This window comes from Pseudomonas simiae (assembly GCF_000934565.1).
In the GTDB taxonomy this organism is placed as follows: domain Bacteria; phylum Pseudomonadota; class Gammaproteobacteria; order Pseudomonadales; family Pseudomonadaceae; genus Aquipseudomonas; species Aquipseudomonas simiae.
Genome location: NZ_CP010896.1, coordinates 5,961,768 through 5,979,122 on the forward strand (window position 1 = coordinate 5,961,768; position 17,355 = coordinate 5,979,122).

17 protein-coding genes and 1 pseudogene are annotated in these 17,355 nt (G+C 60.8%); 13 read left to right on the forward strand and 5 right to left on the reverse strand.

Annotated features, from left to right (window positions below):
* The first annotated feature begins 150 nt into the window (after positions 1-150).
* Complete coding sequence (locus PF1751_RS27225) at positions 151-1,743, forward strand: ABC transporter substrate-binding protein (RefSeq protein WP_042570938.1); 1,593 nt, start codon at positions 151-153, stop codon at positions 1,741-1,743.
* Between the two features lie 27 nt (positions 1,744-1,770).
* Here the strand turns inward: PF1751_RS27225 and radC are convergent, their stop codons facing one another.
* A complete protein-coding gene (gene radC, locus PF1751_RS27230) occupies positions 1,771-2,445 on the reverse strand; it encodes a RadC family protein (RefSeq protein WP_010207497.1) in 675 nt (224 codons plus the stop codon).
* 141 nt (positions 2,446-2,586) lie between these two features.
* Here radC and coaBC point away from each other — a divergent pair, with 141 nt between their 5' ends.
* The 4 genes and pseudogenes from coaBC to argB all read left to right on the forward strand — a co-directional run bounded on the left by coaBC (position 2,587) and on the right by argB (position 6,843).
* Complete coding sequence (gene coaBC / locus PF1751_RS27235) at positions 2,587-3,795, forward strand: bifunctional phosphopantothenoylcysteine decarboxylase/phosphopantothenate--cysteine ligase CoaBC (protein ID WP_010207499.1); 1,209 nt, start codon at positions 2,587-2,589, stop codon at positions 3,793-3,795.
* Positions 3,796-3,800: 5 nt separating this feature from the next.
* Entirely contained in the window at positions 3,801-4,256 is a 456-nt protein-coding gene (gene dut, locus PF1751_RS27240) for a dUTP diphosphatase (RefSeq protein WP_042570951.1), read from the forward strand.
* A gap of 240 nt (positions 4,257-4,496) precedes the next feature.
* Positions 4,497-5,918: pseudogene (locus tag PF1751_RS27245) on the forward strand (phosphomannomutase/phosphoglucomutase); the annotation flags it as partial.
* Between the two features lie 19 nt (positions 5,919-5,937).
* Complete coding sequence (argB, locus tag PF1751_RS27250) at positions 5,938-6,843, forward strand: acetylglutamate kinase (RefSeq protein WP_010207505.1); 906 nt, start codon at positions 5,938-5,940, stop codon at positions 6,841-6,843.
* Positions 6,844-7,044: 201 nt separating this feature from the next.
* Here the strand turns inward: argB and pyrE are convergent, their stop codons facing one another.
* Positions 7,045-7,689 carry an orotate phosphoribosyltransferase gene (pyrE, locus tag PF1751_RS27255; protein WP_021492595.1) on the reverse strand — a complete coding sequence of 215 codons (645 nt, stop codon included), beginning with the start codon at positions 7,687-7,689 and terminating at the stop codon, positions 7,045-7,047.
* Between the two features lie 82 nt (positions 7,690-7,771).
* On the opposite strand from pyrE, the gene PF1751_RS27260 reads away from it, so the two are divergent.
* On the forward strand, positions 7,772-8,551 hold the full coding sequence (locus PF1751_RS27260) for an exodeoxyribonuclease III (RefSeq protein WP_003195493.1): 780 nt from the start codon (positions 7,772-7,774) through the stop codon (positions 8,549-8,551).
* A 58-nt stretch (positions 8,552-8,609) separates the two neighbouring features.
* Here PF1751_RS27260 and PF1751_RS27265 read toward each other — a convergent pair whose 3' ends face one another.
* Together PF1751_RS27265 and rph are read right to left on the reverse strand one after the other, a co-directional pair.
* Positions 8,610-8,981, reverse strand: a complete 372-nt coding sequence (locus PF1751_RS27265; RefSeq protein ID WP_044288063.1) for a DUF4870 domain-containing protein — start codon at positions 8,979-8,981, stop codon at positions 8,610-8,612.
* Between the two features lie 22 nt (positions 8,982-9,003).
* On the reverse strand, positions 9,004-9,726 hold the full coding sequence (rph, locus tag PF1751_RS27270) for a ribonuclease PH (RefSeq protein ID WP_010207511.1): 723 nt from the start codon (positions 9,724-9,726) through the stop codon (positions 9,004-9,006).
* 185 nt (positions 9,727-9,911) lie between these two features.
* Here rph and PF1751_RS27275 point away from each other — a divergent pair, with 185 nt between their 5' ends.
* The 6 genes from PF1751_RS27275 (at position 9,912) to PF1751_RS27300 (ending at position 15,208) form a co-directional block, all read left to right on the forward strand.
* The gene (locus PF1751_RS27275; protein ID WP_010207512.1) at positions 9,912-10,775 is read left to right on the forward strand and encodes a YicC/YloC family endoribonuclease; all 864 of its coding nucleotides are present in this window, start codon (positions 9,912-9,914) and stop codon (positions 10,773-10,775) included.
* A gap of 10 nt (positions 10,776-10,785) precedes the next feature.
* Entirely contained in the window at positions 10,786-11,406 is a 621-nt protein-coding gene (gmk, locus tag PF1751_RS27280) for a guanylate kinase (RefSeq protein ID WP_010207513.1), read from the forward strand.
* Positions 11,407-11,573: 167 nt separating this feature from the next.
* A complete protein-coding gene (rpoZ, locus tag PF1751_RS27285) occupies positions 11,574-11,837 on the forward strand; it encodes a DNA-directed RNA polymerase subunit omega (protein ID WP_003176920.1) in 264 nt (87 codons plus the stop codon).
* 60 nt (positions 11,838-11,897) lie between these two features.
* Entirely contained in the window at positions 11,898-14,003 is a 2,106-nt protein-coding gene (gene spoT, locus PF1751_RS27290) for a bifunctional GTP diphosphokinase/guanosine-3',5'-bis pyrophosphate 3'-pyrophosphohydrolase (protein WP_016975931.1), read from the forward strand.
* Between the two features lie 24 nt (positions 14,004-14,027).
* Positions 14,028-14,408: a RidA family protein gene (locus tag PF1751_RS27295; RefSeq protein WP_003176922.1), complete on the forward strand. Its 381-nt coding sequence runs from the start codon at positions 14,028-14,030 to the stop codon at positions 14,406-14,408.
* Positions 14,409-14,464: 56 nt separating this feature from the next.
* Positions 14,465-15,208 (forward strand): hypothetical protein, encoded by a 744-nt coding sequence (locus PF1751_RS27300; RefSeq protein WP_044288064.1) that lies wholly within the window; start codon positions 14,465-14,467, stop codon positions 15,206-15,208.
* A gap of 124 nt (positions 15,209-15,332) precedes the next feature.
* On the opposite strand, the gene PF1751_RS27305 is transcribed toward PF1751_RS27300, so the two are convergent.
* A complete protein-coding gene (locus tag PF1751_RS27305) occupies positions 15,333-16,184 on the reverse strand; it encodes an SDR family oxidoreductase (RefSeq protein ID WP_044288065.1) in 852 nt (283 codons plus the stop codon).
* Positions 16,185-16,373: 189 nt separating this feature from the next.
* On the opposite strand from PF1751_RS27305, the gene exbB reads away from it, so the two are divergent.
* Positions 16,374-17,354 (forward strand): tonB-system energizer ExbB, encoded by a 981-nt coding sequence (exbB, locus tag PF1751_RS27310; protein ID WP_044288066.1) that lies wholly within the window; start codon positions 16,374-16,376, stop codon positions 17,352-17,354.
* Position 17,355 lies beyond the last annotated feature (1 nt).

Consider the following 17,355-nt stretch of genomic DNA (forward strand, 5'->3'; position numbering starts at 1 on the left):
CGACAAAACGCGCTGAGGTGCCATCAAAACAGTATTTGGGGCAAAAGCACAGGCAAAAATGGGCTAGTCATTTACCAATCAGACCACTACGGTAGGACTTTTCCAGACTGCACTCGCAGATGGGCCTTCGATCTGCAAAGGAAACCGAACATGCGCCTCGCTGCCCTACCGCTATTGCTCGCCCCTCTCTTTATCGCGCCGCTGGCCTCTGCCGCCAGCAACTTGAGCGTCTGCACCGAGGCCAGCCCCGAAGGGTTCGATGTGGTGCAATACAACTCGCTGACCACCACCAACGCCTCGGCCGACGTGCTGATGAACCGCCTGGTGGACTACGATGCGGCGAGCGGCAAACTGGTGCCCAGCCTGGCGGACAGCTGGGAAGTTTCGCCGGATGGCCTGACCTATACCTTCAAGCTGCACCCGGATGTGAAATTCCATCGCACCGAGTACTTCACACCAAGCCGCACCCTGACCGCCGAAGATGTGCGCTTCAGCTTCGAGCGCATGCTTGACCCCGCGAACCCATGGCACAAGATCGCCCAGAGCGGCTTCCCCCACGCGCAGTCGCTGCAACTGCCGACGCTGGTCAAGAAAATCGACGCCCTCGACCCGCTGACCGTGCGCTTCACTTTGGATCACGCCGACTCCACCTTCCTCGCCGCCCTGAGCATGGGCTTTGCCTCGATCTACCCGGCGGAATACGCCGACAAACTGCTCAAGGCCGGCACCCCGGAGAAGCTCAACAGCCAGCCGATCGGCACCGGGCCGTTCATCTTCAGCCGCTTCCAGAAAGATGCCGTGGTGCGCTACAAGGCCAACCCGAACTACTTCGCCGGCAAACCGCCTGTGGATAACTTGATCTTCGCCATCACCCCGGACGCCAATGTGCGCCTGCAGAAACTGCATCGCGACGAATGCCAGATCGCCCTGTCACCCAAGCCGCTGGATGTGGGCGAAGCCGAAAAAGACCCGGCGCTCAAGGTGGAGAAAACGGCGGCCTTCATGACCGCCTTCTTGGCCATCAACAGCCAGCACCCGCCTCTCGACAAGCCAGAAGTGCGCCAGGCGATCAACCTGGCGTTCGACAAGGGCAGCTACCTCAAGGCCGTGTTTGAAGGCACCGCCGAAGCCGCCAACGGCCCCTACCCGCCCAACACCTGGAGCTACGCCAAGGATCTGCCCGGTTATCCACAGGACCTCGCCAAAGCCAAGGCACTGCTGGACCGCGCCGGGCTCAAGGACGGTTTCAAGACCACCATCTGGACCCGCCCTACCGGTAGCCTGCTGAACCCCAACCCAAACCTCGGCGCACAGCTGCTGCAGGCTGACCTGGCCAAGGTCGGCATCCAGGCCGAGATCCGCGTGATCGAATGGGGCGAGCTGATTCGTCGCGCCAAGGCCGGCGAACACGACCTGCTGTTCATGGGCTGGGCCGGCGACAACGGCGACCCGGATAACTTCCTGACCCCGCAGTTTTCCTGCGCAGCGGTAAAATCCGGCACTAACTTCGCGCGCTACTGCGACCCTGCGCTGGACAAACTGATCAGCGCCGGCAAGACCACCAGCGAGCAAGGCGTACGCAGTAAGCTGTACCAGCAGGCCCAGGCGCAGATCCAGCAACAGGCGCTGTGGTTGCCGCTCGCGCACCCGACGGCGTTTGCCCTGGCTCGCAAGAATGTTGAGGGCTACCAGGTGAGTCCGTTCGGTCGCCAGGATTTCTCGAACGTCAGCGTCAAGCCCTGAGCACCAGGCCCGTCCCGATGGGGCGGGCTAAATCCACCCATATTCCGCCATCGACAACGGATCGCCATCCCCCACGATGATGTGATCCAGCACCCGCACATCCACCACTTCCAGGGCTTTCTGCAGCAACCTGGTCAATTTTCGATCAGCTGCGCTCGGCTCAAGGCTGCCGGAAGGATGGTTATGGCACAGGATCAACGCCGCCGCGTTGTAGGCCAAAGCGCGCTTGACCACCTGCCGGGGATACACCATCGCCGCGTCGATGGTGCCTTGGGACAACGCCTCAAAGCCCAGCACCCTGTGCCTTGAATCAAGGAACAGGCAGCCGAAGATCTCATGAGGCTCATGGCGCAGCATGGCCTTCAGGTAGTCCCGCACGGCCACGGGGCTTTCCAGCACCGATTCGCTTCGCAGGCGCTCGGCCATGTGCCGCTTGGCCATTTCAAGCACCGCCTGCAACTGGGCAAACTTCGCCGGCCCCAGGCCCAGTTGCTGGTTGAACAACGTCTGGCTGGCCTCCAGCAGTGGGCGCAGGCCACCGAATTGCGCCAACAGATGGCGCGCCAGGTCCACCGCACTCCTGCCGGAAACCCCGGTACGCAGGAAGATCGCCAACAGTTCGGCATCCGACAGACTCGCCGCGCCCCACTCCAAAAGCTTTTCCCGGGGCCGTTCTGCCACCGGCCAATCACGAATACTCATCCCACCTCCCTGCGCGTGCGCCGCTGTTGCCTCGCGGACGCTGTGTTATCGTAGGCCCTCTTTTTTGCATGTGATTTCCCCTGGGGAGGGGGCATCGCAGGCGTCACTGAACTGGCATCACTGAACTGGAAAGGCAAACCAATGCAGCGTCTGTATCGGAAACGCATCGTTCTCGGCGTTGGCGGCGGCATTGCCGCCTACAAGAGCGCAGAACTGGTTCGCAGGCTCCTGGACCAAGGCGCCGAAGTGCGCGTGGTCATGACCCGCGGTGGCAGTGAGTTCATTACCCCACTGACCATGCAAGCGCTGTCCGGCCACCCGGTTCACCTGGACCTGCTCGACCCGGCAGCTGAAGCCGCCATGGGCCATATCGAGCTGGCCAAATGGGCCGATCTGGTGCTGATCGCGCCGGCCACCGCCGACCTGATCGCACGCCTGGCCCAGGGCATCGCCGATGACCTGCTGACCACCCTGGTACTGGCCACCGACGCCACCGTCGCCATCGCCCCGGCCATGAACCAGGCCATGTGGCGCGACCCGGCCACCCAGGCCAACACCCAACTCCTGCAAAGCCGTGGCCTCAAAGTGTTCGGCCCGGCCTCCGGCAGCCAGGCCTGTGGCGACGTCGGCATGGGCCGTATGCTTGAAGCGACCGACCTGGCGCTGTGCGCCGCCGAGTGTTTCCAGCACCTGGCCCTGACCGGAAAGCACGTGCTTATCACGGCGGGGCCGACCCAGGAAAACATCGACCCGGTGCGCTACATCACCAACCATAGCTCAGGAAAAATGGGCTTTGCCTTGGCTGAAGCGGCGGTCGAGGCAGGCGCACGCGTCACCTTGATCACCGGCCCGGTGCATTTGCCAACCCCTGACCGGGTCACGCGAATCGACGTAGTCAGCGCCCGCGACATGCTGGCGGCCTGTGAGGCAGCCATTCCGTGCGACCTGTTCATCGCCTCGGCGGCGGTGGCGGACTACCGCCCGGAAGTCGTCGCCCCGCAAAAACTGAAGAAAGACCCTACAAGCGGTGACGGCCTGCTCCTGCAAATGGTGCGCAACCCGGACATCCTGGCGACCATCGCCACCCGTGCGGACCGTCCGTTCAGTGTCGGCTTTGCCGCCGAGACCGAACACCTGCTGGACTACGCAGCACGCAAATTGAAAGACAAAAACCTCGATCTGATCGTTGCCAACGATGTCGCCAACCCGAGCATCGGCTTCAACAGCGAGGAAAATGCCATCAGCGTGATCGACCGCGAGTTGCACGCCACCGTTTTCGCCCAGACCAGCAAGGGCAAGATTGCCCGCCAACTGATCTCTTTTATCGCCCAACGGCTGAACCAGGTTTAATGTCCATGCACGCTTTGCAAGCCAAGATCCTCGACCCACGCATCGGTAACGAATTCCCACTGCCGGCCTACGCCACTCCAGGCTCCGCCGGCCTCGACCTGCGCGCCATGCTCAAGGAGGACACCGTCCTTGAGCCGGGCCAGACCATCCTGATTCCCACCGGCCTGTCGATCTACGTCGGCGACCCTGGCCTGGCGGCGCTGATCCTGCCCCGCTCCGGCCTGGGCCACAAACACGGCATCGTACTGGGCAACCTGGTGGGCCTGATCGACTCGGACTACCAGGGCGAGCTGATGGTGTCGTGCTGGAACCGTGGCCAGACCGCGTTCAACATCGCCGTCGGCGAGCGCATTGCCCAGTTGGTACTGGTGCCGGTGGTGCAGGCGCACTTCGAGCTGGTCGAGGAGTTCGATGAAACCCAACGCGGCGCAGGCGGTTTTGGGCATTCCGGAAGTCACTGACTAAGCTGAATCTGGCCGGGCGCCATTGCCCGGCCAAACGCCACCGCAAGGCTTTTCAGGACGAAGAATGCGCGGACCTTATCAGCGAGATTTCTCCATAGAAATCAACGAATTACGCGACAATCCAGACGAAACCAGCGCTCCGATGGCATTTTTGCACCACGAACTCTCTGCCGAAAACACCGTCATACCCTTCAGTTTGAGCCTGCCGGTCAGCCACATTAAGGCCAGCCTTGCCCCCTTCAGATGGAGTTCCCCCCCGCGATGAGTACCGCAGCCCGAGTAGTCCCGACATTCCCCGACAGCATCTTTCGCGCCTATGACATTCGTGGCGTGGTGCCCAAGACCCTGACTGCCGAAACCGCCTACTGGATTGGCCGCGCCATCGGCTCCCAGAGCCTGGCCCAGGATGAGCCCAATGTTTCGGTCGGCCGTGACGGTCGCCTGTCCGGCCCGGAACTGGTGGAGCAACTGATCCAGGGCCTGGCCGACAGCGGTTGCCATGTGAGTGACGTTGGCCTGGTGCCAACACCTGCGCTGTACTACGCAGCCAACGTACTGGCCGGCAAATCCGGAGTGATGCTCACCGGCAGCCATAACCCGTCGGACTACAACGGCTTCAAGATCGTCATCGCTGGCGACACCCTGGCCAACGAACAGATCCAGGCGCTGCACGACCGCCTGAAAAACAACGACCTGACCAGCGGCAAGGGCACCGTCACCAAAGTTGACATCCTGCAACGCTACTCTGATGAAATCACCCGTGACGTCAAACTCGCGCGCCGCCTCAAAGTGGTGGTGGATTGCGGTAATGGTGCGGCCGGCGTGATCGCCCCGCAGCTGCTCGAAGCCCTGAACTGCGAAGTGATCCCGTTGTTCTGCGAGGTCGACGGCAACTTCCCCAACCACCACCCGGACCCAGGCAAGCCTGAAAACCTGGTGGACCTGATCGCCAAGGTCAAGGAAACCGGGGCTGATGTCGGCCTGGCCTTTGACGGTGACGGCGACCGTGTGGGCGTGGTGACTGAAACCGGCGAAATCGTATTCCCGGATCGCCTGCTGATGCTGTTTGCCCGCGATGTGGTAGCGCGCAACGCCAACGCCGAGATCATCTTTGACGTGAAGTGCACCCGCCGCCTCACTCCGCTGATCAAGGAATATGGCGGCCGCCCGCTAATGTGGAAGACCGGTCACTCGTTGATCAAAAAGAAAATGAAGGAAACCGGCGCGCTGTTGGCCGGCGAAATGAGCGGCCACGTGTTCTTCAAGGAGCGCTGGTTCGGCTTTGATGACGGTATTTACAGCGCCGCACGCCTGCTGGAGATCCTCAGCAAGGAAAAATCCACCGCCGAAGAGCTGTTCCAGACCTTCCCGAACGATATTTCTACGCCAGAGATCAATATCCATGTGACCGAGGAGAGCAAATTCAGCATCATTGACGCACTGCACGATGCGCAATGGGGCGAAGGCGCCAACCTGACCACCATTGATGGTGTGCGAGTCGATTACGCCAAAGGCTGGGGCCTGGTTCGCGCGTCCAACACCACACCGGTGCTGGTCCTGCGTTTCGAGGCGGATACCGAGGCTGAGTTGCAGCGCATCAAGGACGTGTTCCACGCCCAGTTGAAACGTGTTGCCCCTGATCTCCAATTACCGTTCTGATTTTTTACCGGAGCCCTGAATGACCCTCGAACGCGAAGCCGCTGCCAACACTGCCAAGGTCCTGTCCGAAGCGTTGCCGTACATCCGACGCTACGTCGGCAAGACGCTGGTGATCAAGTACGGCGGCAATGCCATGGAAAGCGACGAACTGAAAACCGGCTTTGCCCGCGACATCGTGTTGATGAAAGCCGTGGGGATCAACCCGGTGGTGGTCCACGGTGGCGGCCCGCAAATCGGCGACCTGCTCAAGCGCTTGTCGATCGAGAGTCACTTCATTGATGGCATGCGCGTCACTGACGCGCAGACCATGGACGTGGTGGAGATGGTCCTCGGTGGCCAGGTCAACAAAGACATCGTCAACCTGATCAACCGTCACGGCGGCAGTGCCATCGGCCTGACCGGCAAGGACGCGGAGCTGATCCGGGCGAAAAAACTGACCGTGACCCGTCAGACGCCGGAAATGACCCAGCCGGAAATCATCGACATCGGCCAAGTGGGCGAAGTGATCGGCATCAACACCGACCTGCTGAACCTGCTGGTCAAGGGCGACTTCATTCCGGTGATCGCGCCGATCGGTGTGGGTGCCAATGGCGAGTCCTACAACATCAACGCCGACCTGGTGGCCGGCAAGGTGGCCGAAGCACTGAAAGCTGAAAAGCTGATGCTGCTGACCAACATCGCCGGCCTGATGGACAAGCAAGGCAAAGTGCTGACCGGCCTGACCACCCAACAGGTGGACGACCTGATCGCCGACGGCACCATCTACGGCGGCATGCTGCCGAAGATCCGTTGCGCGCTGGAAGCGGTGCAAGGCGGCGTCGGCAGCTCGCTGATCATCGATGGCCGGGTGCCGAATGCGGTACTGCTGGAGATCTTCACGGATACCGGCATGGGCACGTTGATCAGTAACCGCAAGCGTCCTTAAACGCCAAAAACTAAAAAGCCCCGCACAATCCGATTGAGCGGGGCTTTTTTATGGACGCTGATTTTGCAGCAGTGCGGAGATCCCCTGTGGGAGCGGGCTTGCTCGCGAAAGCGGTGGATCAGTCAGCACCTGTATCACTGAAAGACCGCCTTCGCGAGCAAGCCCGCTCCCACACAAGCCCACTCCACAGGTTTTACTGTGTCAGACGCCGAATTGCTCGCGGTACGCACGCACCGCCGGCAGGTGCTGCTTGAGCTGCGGATCATCCTCCAGGAACTGCAACACCTGGTTCAACGACACGATGCTCACCACGGGAATGCCAAAATCACGCTCCACTTCCTGGATCGCCGACAACTCACCGTTGCCACGCTCCTGGCGGTTCAGCGCGATCAGCACACCGGCGGCCTTGGCGCCGTCCTGGGACGCGATGATCTGCATCACTTCACGGATAGCCGTACCGGCCGTGATCACGTCATCGATGATCAATACATCGCCGGTCAGCGGCGCACCCACCAGGCTGCCGCCTTCGCCATGAGCCTTGGCTTCCTTGCGGTTGAAGCACCACGGCAGATCGCGCCCATGATGTTCCGCCAGGGCCACGGCCGTTGCAGCTGCCAGGGGGATACCCTTGTAGGCCGGGCCAAACAGCACGTCGAAGGAAATACCGCTTTCAACAATGGCTGCCGCGTAGAAACGCCCCAACTGAGCCAGGGCCGAACCCGAGTTGAACAAGCCCGCATTGAAGAAGTACGGGCTGGTGCGCCCGGACTTGAGGGTGAACTCACCGAAGCGCAAAACCCCGCGATCGATGGCAAAACGAATGAAATCGCGTTGATACGCCTGCATGAAAAAAGCCTCAGATACCACGGATTTAGCTAATTAGGTAGACGGCGTGTATCATACACGCACGCGATTTTTGGGGCCATTTATGCGGATCATCAGTGTGAACGTTAATGGTATTCAGGCTGCAGTCGAGCGTGGTTTGCTCAGTTGGCTGCAAGCCCAGAATGCCGACGTCATCTGCCTGCAGGATACCCGCGCCTCCGCCTTTGAACTGGACGACCCAGCCTTCCAACTGGATGGCTACTTCCTTTATGCCTGCGATGCCGAAGTGCCCACCCAAGGTGGCGTGGCTTTGTATTCGCGGTTGCAACCCAAGGCGGTCATCAGCGGCCTCGGCTTCGAGACAGCCGACCGCTACGGGCGCTACCTGCAAGCCGATTTCGACAAGGTCAGCATCGCGACCTTGCTGCTCCCTTCGGGGCAGAACGGCGATGAAGACTTGAACCAGAAGTTCAAGCTAATGGACGATTTCGCCCGTTACCTGGATAAACAGCGACGCAAGCGTCGCGAGTACATTTATTGTGGCTCGCTGTACGTGGCGCAACAGAAGCTGGATATCAAGAACTGGCGCGACAGCCAGCAATCCCCGGGCTTCCTGGCGCCGGAACGTGCCTGGATGGACGAGATTGTCGGCAACATGGGCTATGTGGATGCCCTGCGCGAAGTCAGCCGCGAAGGCGACCAGTACAGCTGGTGGCCGGATAACGAACAGGCTGAGATGCTCAACCTGGGCTGGCGTTTCGACTACCAGTTGCTGACCCCAGGTCTGCGCCGGTTCGTCCGCAGTGCACGCCTGCCACGCCAGCCACGCTTCTCGCAGCATGCGCCGCTGATCGTGGACTACGACTGGACACTGACCATCTGAGGTCTTTTTCCAGCCACAAAAAAACCGACATCGCTGTCGGTTTTTTTGTGGGCGCTCATTATTTGATCACACGCCAGGTCAACGGGTAGCGATAGGGAATCCCTTTGTTGGCCTTGATGCTGCCGATGATGGTCAGCACGATCGTGGCGACCGCCAGGGCAAACATCAGGAAAAACCCAACCACCGCGAAGGCCAGCACGATGCAAGCCATCCAGGCGATGGCCACGGTGATCTGGAAGTTCAAGGCTTCCTTGCCTTGATCATCAATGAACGCATCCTTTTCCTTCTTCATCTGCCAAAGGATCAATGGCCCCACGACACTGCCGAAGGGGAACACAAACCCCAGAAACGCCGCGAGATGGCACAACATTGCCCCCTGGCGCACTTCGTAGGAAGGCGTCGGCACCGGCACTTGGCTGTTGTCATTCATGGCGTTTCTCCTTGAGGCGGGCTCAGTCAGCCAGGGCGGCGTTCTGCAACTCGAAGATTTCGGTCATGCCTTTCTGGGCCAGGGCCAGCATGGCATTCAGGTCGGCCGGCTGGAATGGCGCGCCTTCGGCGGTGCCCTGCACTTCGATGAAACCACCGGTGCTGGTCATGACCACGTTCAGGTCGGTTTCGGCGGCCGAGTCTTCCAGGTAGTCCAGGTCCAGCACGGGCTCGCCCTGATACATGCCTACCGACACAGCGGCGATCATTTGCTTGAGCGGGTCGCCCGCCTTCAGGCCGCCGCGCTTCTTGATCACTTTCAGTGCGTCAACCAGGGCCACCATGGCGCCGGTGATGGACGCGGTACGGGTGCCGCCGTCGGCCTGGATCACGTCGCAGTCGACGTACAGGGTCACGTCGCCCAGCTTGGACATGTCCAGGGCTGCGCGCAGGGAGCGGCCGATCAGGCGCTGGATTTCCAGGGTACGACCGCCCTGCTTGCCACGGCTGGCCTCACGCTGGTTACGCTCGCCGGTGGCGCGCGGCAGCATGCCGTACTCGGCGGTCAGCCAACCCTGGCCCTGGCCTTTAAGGAAGCGCGGCACGCCGTTTTCAACGCTGACGGTGCAGATGACCTTGGTATCGCCAAACTCGACCAGTACAGACCCCTCGGCGTGTTTGGTGTAGTTGCGGGTGATGCGGATCGAGCGGAGCTGATCGGCAGCGCGACCACTTGGACGTTTCATAGGGAGACACCTGTACTGAGGACGAAAAACTGCCGAGCATTATAGAGCCGCGAGCCGATTCGGGGCACTGCTAAAAAATTCGGTTACGAATGCTCGGGTTTGGGCGTGTCCGCCCCACTGCGCTACAATCCTGCGCCTTCTTAATCATCAGCCCGTGTTTTCGGGCTGCAACGCGAGGTACCTCCATGGTGCACAGCATGACCGCCTTCGCGCGCGTCGAGAAAGCCGGCGTCCAAGGCACCCTGAGCTGGGAGCTGCGCTCGGTCAACAGCCGTTACCTGGAGCCGCACCTGCGCCTGCCGGAATCGTTCCGCGACCTCGAAGGCGCCGTGCGTGAAGCGCTGCGCCAGGGTATTTCCCGTGGCAAGCTGGAATGCACCCTGCGCTTCACCGAAGAAACCACCGGCAAAGCCTTGCAGATTGACCGCGACCGTGCAGCGCAACTGGTCGCCGCCGCCGAAACCATCGCCGGACTGATCAAGCAGCCCGCCGCGCTCAACCCGCTGGAAGTGCTGGCCTGGCCCGGCGTGCTGGTGGCCGACGCCACCGACCCGCAAGCCCTCAACGCTGAAGCCCTCGCCCTGTTTAACCAGGGTTTGAAGGAGCTGAAAGCCGGCCGCGAGCGCGAAGGTGCCGAACTGGCCCGCTTGATCAACGAGCGCCTGACCTCCATCGAAGAAGATGTTGTCACCTTGCGCGAACTGGTGCCGCAAATGCTCGCCACCCAGCGCCAGAAGGTGCTCGACCGCTTCACCGACATGAAGGCCGACCTCGACCCGACGCGACTGGAACAGGAAATGGTCCTGCTTGCGCAAAAAAGTGATGTCGCCGAAGAGCTGGATCGCCTGAGCACCCACATCCTCGAAGTGCGCCGAGTGCTCAAGTCCGGCGGTGCCGCCGGTCGGCGCCTGGACTTCCTGATGCAGGAACTCAACCGCGAAGCCAATACACTGGGCTCCAAGGCATTCGATCCGCGCAGCACTACCGCGGCGGTCAACCTCAAAGTGTTGATCGAGCAGATGCGCGAACAAGTACAGAATATTGAGTAAGGCAACCTCCATGACCCACAGCACCGGCACCCTTTACATCATTTCCGCCCCGTCGGGCGCGGGCAAAAGCAGCCTGGTCAAGGCCTTGACCGACGCTGACGAGCAGATCCGCATCTCGGTCTCCCACACCACCCGTGCCATGCGCCCAGGTGAGGTGAACGGCGTGCACTATCACTTCGTCGAGCGCACCGAGTTCGTCAAGATGATCGAACACGGCGACTTCCTGGAACGCGCCGAAGTGTTCGGCAATCTCTACGGCACCTCGCAGAGCCACTTGCAGCAGACCCTGGACGAAGGCCACGACCTGATCCTGGAAATCGACTGGCAAGGCGCCGAACAAGTGCGCCGGCTGATGCCCCAGGCGCGCTCGATCTTCATTTTGCCGCCGTCGCTGGAAGCCTTGCACCAGCGCCTGACCAATCGTGGCCAGGACAGTGACGAGATCATCGAAGGCCGCATGCGCGAAGCCGTCAGTGAAATGAGCCACTACGTCGACTACGACTACCTGATCATCAACGACGATTTTGCCCACGCACTGGATGATTTGAAGGCGATTTTCCGCACCAATCAACTCCAGCAAAAGCGTCAGCAACAGCGTTTCGGCAAATTACTGGCCGAACTGCTCGGTTGATTGGCTCTTCCCAAAACCGCTGCAAGGGCTTTACATTGGCACTTGTAGCGGTTTTGCGAGGGCCTGCGAGAAATCAGCGCTTCCCTAAACGCTGGTGATTTTTTAAACTGTTCAGTCCGCTCGCCCAACCGGGCAGCGCGCATCTTGCATTCGCTCCGAGGAATACCATGGCCCGCGTAACCGTTGAAGACTGCCTAGAACACGTGGATAACCGCTTTGAGCTGGTCATGCTCTCTACCAAGCGTGCCCGTCAACTGGCCACTGGCGGCAAAGAGCCCCTGGTCCAGTGGGAAAACGACAAGCCTACTGTTGTAGCCCTGCGTGAAATCGCTGAAGGCCTGATGAGCTACGAGTTCATCGCCAACGCTGAAATCGTTGAAGACGAACCGCTGTTTGCAGCGTTCGAGGACGAGTCCAACGAGGCCGTCTAAGCCTATGCCTGGTCGACGTAGCACGGCGCGGGGTCACAGCCAACGGCAGGAGTTCACACTTTGCCGAGCATAGACGCCCTCGCCGATCGCTTATCGGCCTACCTCGGCCCAGACCAGGTCAACCTGGTCCGCCGAGCGTATTTCTACGCCGAACAAGCCCACGACGGTCAGCGCCGCCGCAGTGGCGAGGCGTATGTCACCCATCCTCTTGCGGTGGCAAATATTCTTGCCGACATGCACATGGACCATCAGAGCCTGATGGCTGCGATGCTGCATGACGTGATCGAAGACACCGGTATTGCCAAGGAAGCGCTCAGCGCGCAATTTGGCGAAACCGTGGCCGAACTGGTCGACGGGGTCAGCAAACTGACCCAGATGAACTTCGAAACCAAAGCCGAAGCCCAGGCGGAAAACTTCCAGAAGATGGCCATGGCCATGGCCCGCGATATCCGGGTGATCCTGGTCAAGTTGGCCGACCGGCTGCACAACATGCGCACGCTGGAAGTGCTGTCCGGCGAAAAACGCCGGCGCATCGCCAAAGAAACCCTGGAAATCTACGCCCCCATCGCCAACCGGCTGGGCATGCACGCCATTCGTATCGAATTCGAAGACCTCGGTTTCAAGGCCATGCACCCGATGCGTTCGGCGCGCATCTACCAGGCGGTCAAGCGCGCGCGTGGCAACCGCAAGGAAATCGTCAACAAGATCGAAGAGTCGCTGAGCCACTGCCTGGCGATCGACGAGATCGAGGGCGAGGTCAGCGGGCGGCAGAAGCATATCTACGGCATCTATAAAAAGATGCGCGGCAAGCGCCGGGCCTTCAACGAGATCATGGACGTGTATGCGTTCCGGATCATCGTCGACAAGGTGGACACCTGTTATCGCGTGCTGGGCGCTGTACATAATTTGTACAAACCTTTGCCGGGCCGCTTCAAGGATTACATCGCGATCCCCAAGGCCAACGGCTATCAGTCGCTGCACACCACGTTGTTCGGCATGCATGGGGTGCCGATCGAGATCCAGATCCGCACCCGCGAAATGGAAGAGATGGCCAACAACGGCATTGCTGCCCATTGGCTCTACAAATCCAGCGGCGACGAGCAGCCCAAAGGCACCCATGCCCGCGCCCGCCAGTGGGTCAAGGGCGTGCTGGAAATGCAGCAACGGGCCGGCAACTCCCTGGAATTCATCGAAAGCGTGAAGATCGACCTGTTCCCGGACGAGGTCTACGTATTCACACCCAAAGGCCGGATCATGGAGCTGCCCAAAGGCTCCACGGCGGTCGACTTTGCCTACGCCGTGCACACCGATGTGGGTAACAGCTGCATCGCCTGTCGGATCAATCGTCGTCTCGCGCCGCTGTCCGAACCGCTGCAGAGTGGCTCCACGGTCGAGATCGTCAGCGCTCCGGGCGCACGCCCGAACCCGGCCTGGCTGAACTTCGTGGTCACCGGCAAGGCCCGCACGCACATCCGTCACGCGCTCAAATTGCAACGCCGCTCCGAGTCCATCAGCCTGGGCGAACGCCTGCTGAACAAAGTCCTCAACGGTTTCGACAGCGCCTTGGACAAGATTCCTACAGAGCGCGTGCAAGCGATGCTCCACGAGTACCGCCAGGAAACCATCGAAGACCTGCTGGAAGATATTGGCCTGGGCAACCGCATGGCCTATGTAGTCGCCCGCCGCCTGCTCGGCGAAGGCGAACAGCTGCCGAGCCCCGAAGGTCCGCTGGCGATTCGTGGTACCGAGGGCCTGGTGCTCAGCTACGCCAAATGCTGCACACCGATCCCCGGCGACCCGATTGTCGGCCACTTGTCGGCCGGTAAAGGCATGGTGGTGCACCTGGACAACTGCCGCAACATCACCGAAATCCGCCACAACCCGGAAAAATGCATCCAGCTCTCATGGGCCAAGGATGTCACCGGCGAATTCAACGTCGAGCTGCGGGTGGAGCTGGAACACCAGCGCGGCCTGATCGCCCTGCTCGCCAGCAGCGTCAACGCGGCCGACGGCAACATCGAGAAGATCAGCATGGACGAGCGCGATGGCCGCATCAGCGTGGTCCAGCTGGTGGTCAGCGTGCACGACCGCGTGCACCTGGCCCGTGTGATCAAGAAACTGCGCGCCTTGACCGGGGTCATCCGCATCACCCGTATGCGTGCATAACCGCTCTACTACAAGGAGTCATTCATGACCAAGACTGTTATCACCAGTGACAAGGCCCCAGCCGCGATCGGCACCTACTCCCAGGCGATCAAGGCGGGCAACACCGTCTACATGTCCGGCCAGATCCCGCTGGACCCAAAGACCATGGAACTGGTGGAAGGCTTCGAAGCACAGACCGTACAGGTCTTCGAAAACCTCAAGTCGGTCGCCGAGGCTGCCGGCGGCTCGTTCAAAGACATCGTCAAGCTGAACATCTTCCTCACCGACCTGAGCCACTTCGCCAAGGTCAACGAGATCATGGGCAAGTACTTCGAACAGCCGTACCCAGCCCGCGCCGCCATCGGCGTTGCCGCCCTGCCAAAGGGTGCGCAGGTTGAGATGGACGCGATTCTGGTCATCGAGTAAAACACCCGGCGCAGCCCCCATAGGCTGCGCCGATTTCGTTTCAGAAGGATTTCATGATGCGCAAAGCGCTTGTAGCCTCATCACTGCTCGCCCTGTTGCTTGGCGGCTGCGCCAGCAACCCTGCCGACCGGGATGCGGGCGGCACCTGGATCAACCAGGTCGCCATCGATGCGGCAGCCAAAGGCGGCCCTTTGCGTGAAGCCCTGCAAAGCTTCGGCCCGAACCTCGAATGGGAGGTCAATACCAAGGCCTCGCAGGCACGCTACTACAACGGTTTTGAAGTAGCGGAAGGCAAGTTGCTGAGTGAAAAATCCGGCGCCTGGAGCGTGGACTTCTACGGCAGCTCCGCCACCGAACTCAAGCGCAATGGCAAGCAACTGCTGCAAGTGGCTAATGATAACGAGCCTGAACAGTTGTTCGCCCGCCCCAAAGAGCCTGCGCCGGACGGTGCGCCCATCGGCGCCAACTTTGAGCGTGCGTTGTATGCAGCCTACATGGGCGGCGACTGGAAGATCAGCGACGGCTTCGGCAGCGGCGCCATCGTACAGTTCCAGGCTAACGGCAAGGTCGCCGGCCTGCCGAATGTCGATCAGTACTCGCTGTGCCTGGCGGGCGATTGCGCATCCATGAGCGGCGGCTACGACAGCATCTGGCTGCAACTGAATGGCCAGGGCAATCCGTGGATCTTTATCCGCAAGGGTAAACAACTGGAGATCTTCCAGGCGGTCAACACCGCGCAGGCGGATGAAGTGCCTTCGTTTACGCCAGGCCCACGCCAGTGGTTGCTTGAAAAGCAATAAGTAGCCGAACACAGACCCAAATGTGGGAGCGGGCTTGCTCGCGAAAGCGGTGTATCAGCAACACATTCAGTGCCTGACACTGCGCCTTCGCGAGCAAGCCCGCGCCCACATTTTTCACCGTATTTCAGCCTTTGAGGATCGCCGCGTAGCCTTCCCGGTAAGTCGGGTACGTCGGCACCCAACCCAGCGCCTTGATACGCGCATTGCTGCATTGCTTGCTACCGGCGCGCCGCACACTGGCGTCATCGGCCCATTCGGTCACACCCAGGTACTCGCGCAACCAGTCCACCACTTCGGCCAGTGGCGCGGGCGCATCGTCGACGCCGATGTAGACCTTGTCCAGCGAACCGCCCTTTTCCACATGCCACAACAAAAAGGCCAGCAAACCCGCGGCGTCTTCCGCGTGAATGCGGTTGCCATATAAAGGTGGGTCGATTGCGACGCGGTAGCCTTGGCGAACCTGAGTCAGCAGCCATTCGCGACCGGGGCCATAAATGCCCGTCAGGCGCACGATACTGGCCGGGATGCCGCTGTTGAGCGCCACCTGCTCAGCCTCCAACATGACTTGCCCGGAATATCCCTTCGCCTGGGTTTCCGACGTTTCGTCGACCCACTCACCCTTCTGCTGTCCGTAGACACTGCTGCTGGATACAAACAGCAGGTGCTTCGGCTCCTGGCCGTAGTCACCCAGCCACTCCAGCACATGTTTCAGCCCTTGTACGTAAGCGGCGCGGTAGCCAGCCTCGTCGTGATCCGTCGCAGCGGCGCAGTACACCAGGTAATCCACCCCGCCGATCGGCCAGGTGTCAGGGCACTCCTTCTTGAACAAGTCCCCGGCAATACCGATCACGCCATCAGGCAGCCGCGAAATATCGCGGCGCAGGCCATGGACCTCCCATTCCGAGGCCAGCAACTGGCTGGCCAGCCGACTACCTACATCGCCACAACCGGCTATCACAACAGAAGGCGCTGCCATCACAAAAAACTCCGTACTGAAAGGTCTAGGTTAGCCTTCGCAGATGACCGTCGGCCAGAAAAAGGACAAATAAAGTAACTGTATTACTTTTGTTAACAAGAATTACTTGCAATAATAACCGCCCATTTGTCCTCGACCCCATGGGTCTGGAAGGACGATCACTCATTTTTTTACTCAGGTCCGGCCAGCATGACACGTAATACAACCCCCGCTTCGCCAACCAAGCTTCACAGCCCATCCCGCGCCTGGCGTGCGATTGCTGCGCTGCTGTTCAGCGTACTGCTGGCACCGACCGCTGCCTTCGCTGACGCCACCGCGCCAGCCACCCCGGCTGCAGCCGAGCAAAACGCCGCGGCAGCGGCCGCTCCCGCCGCAGCGCCCGCTGCTACCGACCCGGCCCAGGCTGCTGACCCAGCCTCCGCCGACGAGACCGGGGTGGTTCTGGAAGGAGACAACACCCTGGGCATGGCCCACGACCTGTCGCCATGGGGCATGTATCAGAACGCTGACGTGGTAGTGAAAGCCGTCATGATCGGCCTGGCCATCGCCTCGATCATCACCTGGACCATCTGGATTGCCAAAGGCTTCGAGTTGCTGGGCGCCAAACGTCGCCTGCGCAACGAAATCGTCCACCTGAAAAAGGCCACCACCCTCAAGGAAGCCAGCGAAAGCGCGACCAAGAAAGGCACCCTGGCCAACACCCTGGTGCACGACGCGCTGGAAGAAATGCGCCTGTCGGCCAACACCCGCGAAAAAGAAGGCATCAAGGAACGTGTGGCCTTCCGCCTGGAGCGCCTGGTGGCGGCCTGCGGTCGTAACATGAGCAGCGGCACCGGCGTGCTGGCGACCATTGGTTCGACCGCGCCCTTCGTCGGTCTGTTCGGCACCGTGTGGGGCATCATGAACAGCTTCATCGGCATCGCCAAAACCCAGACCACCAACCTTGCCGTCGTTGCCCCAGGCATCGCCGAAGCCCTGCTGGCTACCGCCCTGGGCCTGGTTGCCGCGATTCCTGCGGTGGTGATCTACAACGTCTTCGCCCGTTCGATTGCCGGCTACAAGGCTCAGGTATCGGACGCGTCGGCAGAAGTCCTGCTGCTGGTCAGCCGCGATCTCGATCACCTGCCTACCGAGCGCAGCTCGCAACCGCACATGGTGAAAGTGGGGTAAT

Bases quoted from the DNA above. Each gene is read 5' to 3' on its own strand.
- radC (WP_010207497.1), bottom strand. From the start codon at position 2,445: ATGAGTATTCGTGATTGGCCGGTGGCAGAACGGCCCCGGGAAAAGCTT.
- rph (WP_010207511.1), bottom strand. From the start codon at position 9,726: ATGAAACGTCCAAGTGGTCGCGCTGCCGATCAGCTCCGCTCGATCCGC.
- PF1751_RS27300 (WP_044288064.1), top strand. From the start codon at position 14,465: ATGCGCAAAGCGCTTGTAGCCTCATCACTGCTCGCCCTGTTGCTTGGC.
- PF1751_RS27260 (WP_003195493.1), top strand. From the start codon at position 7,772: ATGCGGATCATCAGTGTGAACGTTAATGGTATTCAGGCTGCAGTCGAG.
- coaBC (WP_010207499.1), top strand. From the start codon at position 2,587: ATGCAGCGTCTGTATCGGAAACGCATCGTTCTCGGCGTTGGCGGCGGC.
- PF1751_RS27305 (WP_044288065.1), bottom strand. From the start codon at position 16,184: ATGGCAGCGCCTTCTGTTGTGATAGCCGGTTGTGGCGATGTAGGTAGT.
- PF1751_RS27225 (WP_042570938.1), top strand. From the start codon at position 151: ATGCGCCTCGCTGCCCTACCGCTATTGCTCGCCCCTCTCTTTATCGCG.
- PF1751_RS27275 (WP_010207512.1), top strand. From the start codon at position 9,912: ATGGTGCACAGCATGACCGCCTTCGCGCGCGTCGAGAAAGCCGGCGTC.
- exbB (WP_044288066.1), top strand. From the start codon at position 16,374: ATGACACGTAATACAACCCCCGCTTCGCCAACCAAGCTTCACAGCCCA.
- PF1751_RS27265 (WP_044288063.1), bottom strand. From the start codon at position 8,981: ATGAATGACAACAGCCAAGTGCCGGTGCCGACGCCTTCCTACGAAGTG.
- pyrE (WP_021492595.1), bottom strand. From the start codon at position 7,689: ATGCAGGCGTATCAACGCGATTTCATTCGTTTTGCCATCGATCGCGGG.
- dut (WP_042570951.1), top strand. From the start codon at position 3,801: ATGCACGCTTTGCAAGCCAAGATCCTCGACCCACGCATCGGTAACGAA.
- argB (WP_010207505.1), top strand. From the start codon at position 5,938: ATGACCCTCGAACGCGAAGCCGCTGCCAACACTGCCAAGGTCCTGTCC.
- rpoZ (WP_003176920.1), top strand. From the start codon at position 11,574: ATGGCCCGCGTAACCGTTGAAGACTGCCTAGAACACGTGGATAACCGC.
- PF1751_RS27295 (WP_003176922.1), top strand. From the start codon at position 14,028: ATGACCAAGACTGTTATCACCAGTGACAAGGCCCCAGCCGCGATCGGC.
- gmk (WP_010207513.1), top strand. From the start codon at position 10,786: ATGACCCACAGCACCGGCACCCTTTACATCATTTCCGCCCCGTCGGGC.